Annotated in this window: 12 protein-coding genes; 6 read left to right on the forward strand and 6 right to left on the reverse strand. The window is 68.5% G+C overall.

Features of this window, described 5'->3' with window-relative positions; all coding sequences use genetic code 11:
- Positions 1-14 precede the first annotated feature (14 nt).
- The 3 genes from LV75_RS18200 to LV75_RS18210 all read left to right on the forward strand — a co-directional run bounded on the left by LV75_RS18200 (position 15) and on the right by LV75_RS18210 (position 1,869).
- Entirely contained in the window at positions 15-635 is a 621-nt protein-coding gene (locus tag LV75_RS18200; protein WP_253888120.1) for a hypothetical protein, read from the forward strand.
- 65 nt (positions 636-700) lie between these two features.
- On the forward strand, positions 701-1,279 hold the full coding sequence (locus tag LV75_RS18205) for a hypothetical protein (RefSeq protein WP_253888121.1): 579 nt from the start codon (positions 701-703) through the stop codon (positions 1,277-1,279).
- Between the two features lie 197 nt (positions 1,280-1,476).
- Positions 1,477-1,869: a hypothetical protein gene (locus tag LV75_RS18210; protein ID WP_253888122.1), complete on the forward strand. Its 393-nt coding sequence runs from the start codon at positions 1,477-1,479 to the stop codon at positions 1,867-1,869.
- Between the two features lie 19 nt (positions 1,870-1,888).
- On the opposite strand, the gene LV75_RS18215 is transcribed toward LV75_RS18210, so the two are convergent.
- A complete protein-coding gene (locus LV75_RS18215; RefSeq protein WP_253888123.1) occupies positions 1,889-2,299 on the reverse strand; it encodes a hypothetical protein in 411 nt (136 codons plus the stop codon).
- A gap of 110 nt (positions 2,300-2,409) precedes the next feature.
- Here LV75_RS18215 and LV75_RS18220 point away from each other — a divergent pair, with 110 nt between their 5' ends.
- Entirely contained in the window at positions 2,410-3,219 is an 810-nt protein-coding gene (locus LV75_RS18220; protein WP_253888124.1) for a helix-turn-helix domain-containing protein, read from the forward strand.
- A 112-nt stretch (positions 3,220-3,331) separates the two neighbouring features.
- Positions 3,332-3,688, forward strand: coding sequence for an STAS domain-containing protein (locus LV75_RS18225; RefSeq protein ID WP_253888125.1), 357 nt, complete (start codon positions 3,332-3,334; stop codon positions 3,686-3,688).
- A 5-nt stretch (positions 3,689-3,693) separates the two neighbouring features.
- Here the strand turns inward: LV75_RS18225 and LV75_RS18230 are convergent, their stop codons facing one another.
- Both LV75_RS18230 and LV75_RS18235 read right to left on the reverse strand, forming a co-directional pair.
- Positions 3,694-4,134, reverse strand: coding sequence for an ATP-binding protein (locus LV75_RS18230; protein ID WP_253888126.1), 441 nt, complete (start codon positions 4,132-4,134; stop codon positions 3,694-3,696).
- Positions 4,135-4,382: 248 nt separating this feature from the next.
- Positions 4,383-5,849, reverse strand: a complete 1,467-nt coding sequence (locus tag LV75_RS18235) for an MFS transporter (protein WP_253888127.1) — start codon at positions 5,847-5,849, stop codon at positions 4,383-4,385.
- A 123-nt stretch (positions 5,850-5,972) separates the two neighbouring features.
- On the opposite strand from LV75_RS18235, the gene LV75_RS18240 reads away from it, so the two are divergent.
- The gene (locus tag LV75_RS18240) at positions 5,973-6,356 is read left to right on the forward strand and encodes a winged helix-turn-helix transcriptional regulator (RefSeq protein ID WP_253888128.1); all 384 of its coding nucleotides are present in this window, start codon (positions 5,973-5,975) and stop codon (positions 6,354-6,356) included.
- A 64-nt stretch (positions 6,357-6,420) separates the two neighbouring features.
- Here LV75_RS18240 and LV75_RS18245 read toward each other — a convergent pair whose 3' ends face one another.
- The 3 genes from LV75_RS18245 to LV75_RS18255 form a co-directional block, all read right to left on the reverse strand.
- Positions 6,421-7,236 carry a class I SAM-dependent methyltransferase gene (locus tag LV75_RS18245; RefSeq protein ID WP_253888129.1) on the reverse strand — a complete coding sequence of 272 codons (816 nt, stop codon included), beginning with the start codon at positions 7,234-7,236 and terminating at the stop codon, positions 6,421-6,423.
- A 100-nt stretch (positions 7,237-7,336) separates the two neighbouring features.
- Positions 7,337-8,515, reverse strand: coding sequence for an LLM class flavin-dependent oxidoreductase (locus LV75_RS18250; RefSeq protein WP_253888130.1), 1,179 nt, complete (start codon positions 8,513-8,515; stop codon positions 7,337-7,339).
- 861 nt (positions 8,516-9,376) lie between these two features.
- The coding region (locus tag LV75_RS18255) for a transposase family protein (RefSeq protein WP_253888131.1) at positions 9,377-9,697 on the reverse strand (321 nt) is incomplete at its 5' end.

The following is a 9,697-nucleotide window of genomic DNA, read 5'->3' on the forward strand; positions in this document are numbered from 1 at the left end:
AGTAGCCTCGGGTTGTGACTACTGCCCCGCCCCCGGAGTTTGTCCTGTACGGCTGGAACGGCGAAGCCGCGCACAGACTGGACTGGGTGCACACATACCGGCGCGAGGGCGTGACCACGACTTACGGGGTGTGGTTGGCGCACTTGACCGACGCGGGCGGGTTGCGGGTGGGGTCGTTCGATACCGGGGTGTTGGGGCGGATTGGGCCTGATGCGGCCACGGCGGCGGCGCGGCATGGGGCGCATGCGTTGGTTGACATCACTTTGCCGACTGAGGACTTGTCGGTTGCCAGTGCCAGTGCGGAACACGCGACCAGGGCCGCGCAGGACCACGGGAACTGGCGGGCAGCCGAGTGGGTGGTCGACGGTGGGCGGGTCGAGGCGCGGGTGTGGAAGTTCGCAGGCGGGTGGACCGGGTTCGCGGTTCTCGGTGACGTGACTGTGGTGCTTGTCGGGGTCGGGGTCGGGGTGGATCCGGGGTTGAGCAAGCTCAACGACACCCGGGCGTACGGGTTTGACCACACGGTTCCGATCGACCGGGCGCACCACCGGGGTGAGCAGCGGCAGTGGGTGGAATCGTTGCTGCCACGGCCGAACCGGGCGCGGCACGCGGACCACACCGCGCTCGTGGGCTGATCGGCGCAGCCACCGGCAGATTCGGCTACGGCGGTGGATTCCCCAAGTTCGGTGATGGATGGTTAATGCCTGGCCAGTTCACCAGTCGGGAAACCACCCTGAGCCCTGGAGCCCCCACGATGGCGTTCACCTTCCGCGCTGCCCTGACCACCCTCTCCCTCGGCGCCGCGCTCGCGGCCACCGCCGTGCTCACCACCGCGCCCGCACAGGCGTCCACCACCGAGACCCACCGGGTCTGCCAGACCGTCCTCGCGCCGCTCGCACCGGGCGAGACGGCGTCCAAGGTGCTCAGCAAGCGCTGCTTCGACGAGCCGGTCAACGCCGCGGCGCAGCGCCGCCCGCTGCCCGACGAGCTGCTCGTCACCTTCTACGAGGACGAGGGCCAGGGCGGCGACGAGTCCGAAGTGTACGGTGGTGAGACCTGTGACAGCGAGGGCTACGGCATCTCCGACATGGACGACGTCCAGGACGAGACCGACGGCGTGTCCTCGTACACCCTGTTCGGCGACTGCGACGTCTCGGAGAAGTTCGACGACTACGACTTCGAGGGCAGCTCGAGCGGCCTGATCTTCGGCCAGAACCAGCCGTGGGTCGGCGCTACCTGGAACGACGGCGGCATCAAGTCGTTCTCCCTGCACAGCTGATCGGCGGGGGCCGTGCCATGCTGGGTATCGTGCGATATCCCGGCGAGGCACGGCCCCTCCTCGCAGCCGCCTGCGGAACCCTTTCCGGTGCCCTAGGCGCCTTCGCCGCGTCAACGGCGGTGATCCGTCCACTCGCGCACACCATCGGGTTGTGGATCCTGTTGGTGGCCTTGCTCTGCGCAAACACCACCCGAGCGGTGGCACTCACCAGGTCCGCGGTTGCGCTGGTGTGCGCGGTAGTCGCGTTCTACGGCGTCGCAGGCTTCCACGTCGGCGCAGGCAAGCTGACCCTATGGCTGACGCTGGCCGTCGGCGGCGGTCTTGCGCTCGGAGAAGCGTTCCGCCGCATCCCGCACCCACTTGCCACCGCAGCGGCCGCGGGCCTGCTGATCGCCGACGCGGCCAGGCGGGGAGTGCACTACCCACACCAGATCCCCGTCCTGGCAACCTTTCTCGTCGTCGCCCTCATCGCCCTGTGGTGGCGGGCCCGACCACTCCACCCCCGGACAGCGGTCTTCCTCCCGTTGACAACAGCCATCGGCTACGCGCTCGTCGCCGCGCCAGACCTCTTGGAAGACCTCATCCGGTGACCACACCACACCCGCGGCGTCAGCTCTCGATGAACTGGTAGTCGGCGACGATCTGCCCGGCGGAGTCCACAAGAAGGAACTCGGTGCCGACACCCGCGACCTCACCCGTGGCGGACACCATCTCCCAGGTGAACTTTATCGCATCGCTCACCTTCGTCACCTCGGGACGGCGGCGGAAGGTGAAGTGACCAGGGGCGACGAACTCGTCGTACGCGAGGCGGACCCGCTGTTCGAGTTCCCGGTGGCCGTGGGCTTCGAAGGTGGCGGCGAGGCCCAGGGCAGCGGCCGAGTCCACTGTTTCCCGGGGCGGTTGCAGGATGTGCCTGCCGTCCGGAGCCCAGAGTTCGGCGATCGCGGTTCGGCGCGCGTCCGCGTCGGGCTCGTTCCACAGCGCCACGTAGCGGTCCGCGAAGTCGGCGGGGTTGGGCATGAGGGCTCCTTGGTGTTGTCGTGCGGTGCCAAGGTTCTGGTGCGGCGGGTGGCTGGGCAATTCCCGACGGGGAATAGCCGAGCGACCGCGGATCGACTACACAGGACAGTGTGTCCACCCCGCGTCTCGCCGACGACCTGCGCACCTGGCGGCTCCGGCGCAAGGTCAGCCAGATCGAGCTGGCACTGCGCGCCGGGACGACCCAACGGCACGTGAGCTTCATCGAGAGCGGCCGCTCCACGCCCGGTCGGGCGATGGTCATCCGGCTGGCCGAGTCGCTCGAGATCCCGCTGCGGGAGCGCAACGCCCTGCTGCTGGCGGCGGGTTTCGCGCCCATCCACCCGGAGACGCCCTGGGCGGACGCGCGCTTGGCGCCGGTCCGCGCGGCCGTGGAGCAGGTGGTCCGCGCCCACAACCCGTACCCGGCGATCGTCGTCGACCGCCACGGCACACTGGTCTCGGCTAACACCGCCTTCGATGACTTGGTGGCCGGTACCGCGCCTGACCTCCGGACGCCTCCGGTCAACGTCCCCCGGCTCCTGCTGCACCCGACCGGCCTGGCCCCACAGATCGCGAACTTCGACGAGTGGGCCGGTCACGTGGTCGACGCCGTCCGCGCGCAGGCCGTGCGCACGCCGGATCCCGTACTGGATGCCCTGATCACCGAGCTGGCCGGCTACACCTCCCACCTGCGCCCGACCCACCTCGGCTTCGCGGGCCCGCTGCGCCTGCGGACCCCCGCGGGCGAGTTGCACCTGCTCACCACCCTGACCCACTTCGCCACCGCCCAGGACGTGACGGTCGCTGAACTCCGGATGGAGGCCTTCCTCCCCGCCGACGAGCACACCGCGACCCTGCTCCGAACCCAGTCGTTAACCACCACGAAAGACCCGAGCCCCGTTCGAGTCCCCACCAGCTGAGCCGAACGGGCTTCGACCGTGGGATCGTCGGGCAGCTGATGTGGCGGACCGCTACCGTCGAGTGTGAGAGTGCTTCGGATTCGGGGTGGCTGTGCGGGGAACGCGGACGTGTGTGGAGCGACGAGCCGACGGGCGGGTCGTGCTGGTGCGGGTCGAGGGCGAGTTGGACCTGTCGACCGTGGGTGTGCTGGCGGCAGGGCTCGACGAGGGCCTGGCGGAGGCGACCGCGTCCGGGGTGTCGCTGCTGGTGGTCGACCTCGGAGCGACAACCTTCCTGGGCTCCGTCGCGATGACCCGGCTGATCGTGGCCCGCGACGACGCGGCAGCCCTCGGCGTGGACCTCGGCGTGGTGGCATCGCCGGGTGGGATCGTCGCCCGCGCCCTCGAGGTGGCCGGGATGAACCAGGTGTTCCCCATCGAACGAACCCTGGACTGGCTGCTCAGGGTGCTCCCCCGTCCGCGCTCATAACGCGGTCAGCGAACACCCACTGCGGCACCGATGGCGAACTCGACAACCGTCGTCGTGCCAGGCGCGCTGGTGGTGCCACGATCCACCCGCACCAGGTCCGCGACCGACTCGATGATCTTCAACCCACGCCCCCGCACCGCCAGCCCGCCCCCGCCCTCACCCGCAGGCGTGACCCACTGCCCCCGATCAGCCACCGAAACCCGCACAGTCGTACTGCCCGACCCCCCACCCGTGGTCAACGCGGTGAGGACAACCGGCCCCGGGGTGCCGCCCCGATAGGCGTGCTCCACGCTGTTGGTGACCGCCTCATCAACCGCCAACAGGATGTCCTGACCACGCTGGTCGAACAATCCCTGCCCCACCAGCCACGCCCGCAACGCCGACCGCACCACCGCGATACCCCCAACCTGCGCGGCGATCTCCACACGCAACGTCGACGAACTCATCGATTCGGGTACCACCGGCTCCGCAGCTGTCACATCCGACCGTGTACCCACCCAGAAGTCACCTATGCCTGATTCGCCGACCTGGGGACGGTGACATGACCACCACTTGCCACGTGACAAACTCCACGAACGCGAAGGCAGCTCTCGTCGCACCGGCGGAGTCGGTGCCGACCAGCAGGTGAGGGTGAAGGCTGAGCCCGATCGCATCCTGCGAGCGGGCGGTGGCTGCTGCGCCTCCCGTGCCTGGTTCACCGTGGGATACCGGCCTCGCCGCGAACCTCGTCCACAGGTTTCGGGGTCGGGGTTCCTGCGGTGCGCAGGACCGTCAGCGTGATCACGATCGCGGCGATCAGGATCGCGGCGGAGACCACGAACGCGAGGTGGTAGCCCGACAGCAGCGCCTCCTTGAGCACCGTGCCCGCCTCGACGGCCCGCTCGCTGCGCGCGGCGGCGAGGGTGGCCAGCACGGCGAGCCCGACCGCGCCACCGACCTGCTGGGTGGTGTTCACCAGACCGGAGGCCAGGCCCGCGTCCTGCGGCTGGGCGCTGGACATGGCCAGCCCCATCACCGCGGGCATCATCAACCCGGCGCCGACGCCCATCAGGGCCATCACCGGGAAGATGTCGACCAGGTAGGTGCCGTCGACCGGAGCGCGGGCCAGCAGCAGCAACGCGATCGCGACCAGGGTCAGCCCACCCGCCAGCACGGCGCGCGGACCGAACCGCGGGATCACCTTCGCCGACAGGAACAACGACACCAGGCCGATGAGCACCGGACCGGGCAGGAACGCCAGGCTCGTCTGCACCGCGCTGTACTCCAGCACCCGCTGCAGGTAGAGGGCGCCGAGGAACTGGAACCCGAACAACCCCGCCACCAGCAACAGCATCACGATGTTCGCGCCGGTCAGCAGCCGGGACCGGAAGATCCCCAGCCGCAGCAGCGGGTGCGCGGCCTTCGCCTGGCGCAACGCGAACAACCCCAGCAGCACCAACGCGAGCGCACCGAGACCGAGCGTGTGCGCCGAACCCCAGCCGTAGTCGGCGGCCTTGACGATCGTGTACACCAGCAGCGAGAGGCCGACGGTCACCAGGACCGCGCCGACGAGGTCGGCGCCCTGGCGCAGACCGGGGCCGGTGTCGGTGTCCACGGCCCGGATCGCGAGCAGCACGGTGACCACGCCGATCGGCACGTTCACCAGGAAGATCCAGGGCCAGCCGACGCTCTGGGTCAGCGCGCCGCCCGCGATCACGCCGATGGAGGCGCCACCGGCCTGCACGAAGCTGTAGATCCCGATCGCCTTCGCCTGCTCACCCGGCTCGGGGAACATCGTCACCACCATGCCCAGCACCACCGCCGAGGCGGCGGCGCCGCCGACGCCCTGCACGAACCGGGCGGCGATCAGCACCTCCGCGGAGGTGGCGAGCCCGCAGAGCAGGGAGGCCGCGGTGAACACCGCGAGCCCGACCAGGAACACGCGTTTGCGGCCGACGAGGTCGCCCAAGCGACCGGACAGCAGCAGCAGGCCGCCGAAGGCCAGCAGGTAGGAGTTCACCACCCAGGCCAGACCGGCGGGGGTGAACCCGAGATCGTCCTGGATGGTCGGCAGCGCGACCGTTACGATGCTCGCGTCGAGCACGATCATGAGCGCGCCGACGCACAACACGCCGAGCGCCAGCCACCTCGACCCAGGCGCTGGGCGCGCCGAAACAGACATGGTCACCATTCCCTCGTGAACTCGGCCGGATCCCGGCCCGGACTCGCGCTCCCCCAAGAGCGCACTACTTGTTACAGAGTCCATGATGTGTGACCATTGGCTGGCGCGGAAGGAGGCACTTTCATGTCCCTGAGGAACACCGATGTGTCCGCCGAGGTAGAGCACGAGGCGACCTGCACAGTCCTGCAAGTTCTCGAACGCGTGAGTGGCAAGTGGAGCATCGGGATCCTGCTCGCGGCCATGAACGGCCCGGTCCGGTTCACCGAGCTCGAGCGCGGCATCAACGGCATCAGCAGGCGGATGCTCACGCTGACCCTGCGCAACCTCGAGCGCGACGGGCTGCTGACCCGCACCGTGTACCCGACCGTCCCGCCCAAGGTCGAGTACACCGTCACCGAGATGGCGCGCGAGCTGTACGACTCGCTGCGCTCGCTGACCGCGTGGGCGGAGCGCAACCTCGACACCATCGCCACCGCGCGCCACACCTACGACACCGCGAAGCGGTAACCGCGGTGAGACCTCCCGGCGTTGACAAGCCGCACAGGTCAACCGGCACGTCGAACCTGAGGGATCAGACCTGGTAGAGGTTCAAGCGGTAGGAGCGGGACTGGGGTAGGGCGTGCACCAGCGGCATCAGCACCCGGTAGAGGAGCGGTAGGTGGCGGCGGAGCTCGGGGTGGCCGCCGACCGCTGAGGTGTCGAGCAGGCGGATCCCCGGGTGCCAGGACTCGATGTCGCGCGGGTCGTCGCAGGCCCACACGAGTTTCGCGGACATCTTCTTGAGGGCGCCGTGCCGGTGCCGGTTGTCGATGATCCACTGACCCCAGGTGTCGAAGGCGAACCGGCTGCCGGGGAAGGTGGTGCGGACGTGGCCGACCGCGGTGCGCGCGTCCGGTTCCGAGAGGTAGATCAGGACGGCCTCGGCCACGAAGAAGTACGGGCCGGGGTGTTGGCGCACGGCGGCCACCCAGTCCGGGTCCACAACGGACCCCGCGACCATCGACCGGCGGTCGGTCTCGGCGAAGAACCTGCGGCGCAACGCCATCGAGTCGGGCAGGTCCAGGTCGACCCAGTGGCAGGTGCCGTTGTCGAGGCGTTCGAAGCGGGTGTTGAGGCCCGCGCCGATCTCGACGACGGTGCCGTTCGGTTGTTCGGTGAGGAACTCGCGCACCCAGTGGTCGAACACCAGGCCGCGCAAGACGGATCCGCGCAGGCTGCCGCTCTCGTCGAACCTGGCGAAGTCGTAGTCGATGGAGGCGACCATCTCCACCGCGCGCGGGTCGCGCACCAAGGGCTTGCGCTTGCGGGTCTCCATCGCGCGCCCGTAGAGCGGTATCAGCAGGGTCTCCTGCGCAGGGCCGAGTTCGACCGGGGTCCGTCCGTTCACCAATCCCCCTCAGAGGAGCCGCCAGATCTCGATCGCGGAGTTCTTGTTCCAGCGTAGCGAGTTCAGCTGCCTGGCCGCATCGCGTCGGGGTTCGGGTGACCTAGTCCGCCTGGTCGAGCTCCGGGATCAGATCGCCGATCAGCCGGATGCTTTTGAGCACCTTGTCGTGCGGGATGCCGCCGATCTGCTGAAGGCACATCAACCGGTCGATCCCGAGGTCCGCGTACGCCCGCAACTTGCGGCGGCAGGTCTCCGGGCTGCCCACGATGAGCGAGTCCTGCGCGCTCAGCACGGTGAAGATCTCCTCGTCCGGCACCTGTTCGCCCTGCAACACCCGGGCGATCAGCAGGTTCGCCTCGGTCGGCGCGTTGGTCGCCTCGCCGCGGACGAACTGCCCGGTGAGACCTCCGCCGTCCGGTGCGGTCGCGATCTTCTCGTGCCGCGCGCTCTGGCGGACGAACTCGGTGGCGGCCTCGAAGAAGGTCAAGGCGGTCACCGTGTACCAGGCGGCGGCCGCGGCGGCACCGTTGCGCATCGCCTCTTCGTCGGTGTCGGCGCAGTGGACGAAGGTGAAGAACGCGACCTGGTTGTTGACGAACGCCCCGACCGGGTCGGTGCACTGCCGCGCCGCCGCCCGGTACAGCTCGATCAGCCTGCTCGCCCGCTCCAACGACTCCCACATCGTCGTCCCCAGCACGCCAACCCCACGCCGACCAGCATCCTCAAAGGACGCCGGACTCGCCGCCGCCTGCCAGAGCGGCGGATGCGGCTTCTGCAACGGCTTCGGCACGATCGAAACATCACCGACGCGGTAGAACTCGCTCTCGTGCGAGAAGTGATCGGAAGTCCACATCCGCGGCACCATCTCAAACGCCTGCTGCGTCTGAGCCCGCACCTCTTCCGGCTCGATCCCGAACAACCGCCACTCCGGAATAGTCGACCGAGTCAACCCGAGTTCGACTCGCCCCCCACTGAGGTGATCCAACGTCGCCGCCCGCTCCGCAACCCGAATCGGATGGTTGAACCTCCCCGGCGCAAGCACCGCCGCATGCCCCAACCGAATCCTGCTCGTCCTCTGCGACAACGCCGCCAACATCATCTCCGGCGCCGAGGACAGGCTGAACTCCCCCGCCCCGTGGTGCTCGACCTGCCACCAACACCCGTACCCGAGCTCATCAGCGAGCACCGCCTGCTCGATGGCCTCGGTGAACCTGAGCTGCTCGCTGCCTTCCACCTGGGGCTTCGGGTTCTGGATCTCGTTGAACAGATCAATCTTCATGCCACGACCTCCGGCTGCTCGGGTCACCGAGAGGTGAGTCAGTGGCCATGGACACCTTGTTACAGAAGTCGCACATTCGGCCTACAAATACCCCTGTCCGAGCAATCAACCCCACCAATGGTCACCGTAGGTATCGACAAGCAACCAGACACTTCGAAGCCGCCAGCACCAACCCAGCCCCCCATCAGGTCCGCCCCAACCCACCGACCCAGCCCCTGAACACTCGGACCCAGCGGTGCCAACCCGCCCCCCGTCAGGTCCGCCTCGGCCCACCTGCTCAGCCCCTGGACACTCGGACCGAGCGGTGCCAACTTGCCCTCCGTCAGGCCCGCCCCAGCCCACCTTCCCAGCGCCTGGACAGTCGGACCCGCCGGTGCCAACCCGCCCCCCGTCAGGCCCGCCCCAGCCCACCTTCCCAGCGCCTGGACAGTCGGAACGGCCGGTGCCATCCCAGCCCGCTCTCGTCGGCCCTGCCAACCCAGCACCTGGACAGTCGGACTCGCTGGTGCCAACTGCTCGATGGGGCGGACTTGTTTTGTGTGTGTGGGGGGGGACGGCAGCCGTAGCGTCGTTCGCGGCAGGGCCATGCTTTTCGGCCCCTGCTTTGCGGTCCTGCCACGGGTGTCGTAGGGGCCCCGCGCAAAACAAGATCGCCCCATCGAGCTCGTCGCATTGTCGCGGATCGGGCCCGATGTCGCCGCCAGGCGACGAGGCGTCCGATCCCGGGTGGCCGAGGTCGCCGCCAGGCGACGAGGCCGTCCACCGGAGCCGAAGGCGGAGGCCCAGATCCCTTGCCCCGCACCCCCAACCACCGCCTACGTCAAGATCAACCTGATCAAAAGCCCCCAAATACACAGAGGGTTATTCAGAGCGTGCGTAGAAGTAGAGTCCGATGACTGCTGTGATGGTGGCGGTGAAGGTGTTGAACGGGCGCCGGTAGTCGGTGTGGAGTATCCGCCAGGTTTTGAGGTGGGCGATGGCTCGTTCGACGGCGACGCGGATCTTGTTGTGTTGGAAGTTGTATTCTTTCTGCCATCGGGGTTGTTCGCGTTTGCGGGGTTTGCGGAACGGGGTGATCATGTCGCTGCCGATGTAGCCTTTGTCGGCGAGCCAGGAGGTGGTGTCCCGGCCCTGCAGGATGCCTGATTTCCTGAGGCAGTGAATGTCGTGGTGGCGACCCTC

Source organism: Actinokineospora diospyrosa, from assembly GCF_024171925.1.
Classification (GTDB): Bacteria; Actinomycetota; Actinomycetes; order Mycobacteriales; family Pseudonocardiaceae; genus Actinokineospora; species Actinokineospora diospyrosa.